This is a genomic window from Vibrio sp. 1978 (assembly GCF_033344345.1).
Genome location: NZ_JAWPOP010000738.1, coordinates 1 through 594, shown reverse-complemented (window position 1 = coordinate 594; position 594 = coordinate 1). Strand labels below are relative to the sequence as shown.

The following is a 594-nucleotide window of genomic DNA, read 5'->3' as shown; positions in this document are numbered from 1 at the left end:
TTTAAACACCAAACAATTGTGCTCGAATGAATCCAACCAAACGATCGACTTTATTGTGCCTTGTATTCACGGCTTTCCCGGCGAGACTGGTGACATTCAATCACTATTCGAAATTGCCGGTATCCCATACTTAGGATGTGGACCAGAAGCAAGCAGCAACAGTTTCAATAAAATCACATCAAAACTTTGGTACGACGCTTTAGACATTCCAAATACACCTTACTTATTCCTAACTCGCAATGATGAACACGCTCATAAACAAGCTGAACAAGCCTTTGAAAAGTGGGGGAAACTGTTTATTAAAGCTGCACGCCAAGGCTCGTCTGTTGGGTGTTACAGTGTAGCGGAAAAACAAGCTATCGCTAAAGCAGTAAACGATGCGTTTGGTTATTCAGATCAAGTACTTGTAGAGAAAGCGGTAAAACCTCGTGAGTTAGAAGTCGCAGCTTATGAAATGAACGGTGAACTGCACATCACTAAGCCAGGTGAAGTGATCGCACCCGATGGTGCATTTTACTCATACGATGAAAAATACAGCAGCTCAAGCCATTCATTAACAGAAGTAGAAGCGAAGAACCTGACTCAAGAACAGAT

1 pseudogene is annotated in these 594 nt (G+C 42.3%); it reads left to right on the top strand.

The features are described 5' to 3' along the window. Positions 1-594, top strand: a pseudogene (locus R8N49_RS28835) (D-alanine--D-alanine ligase A); the annotation flags it as partial.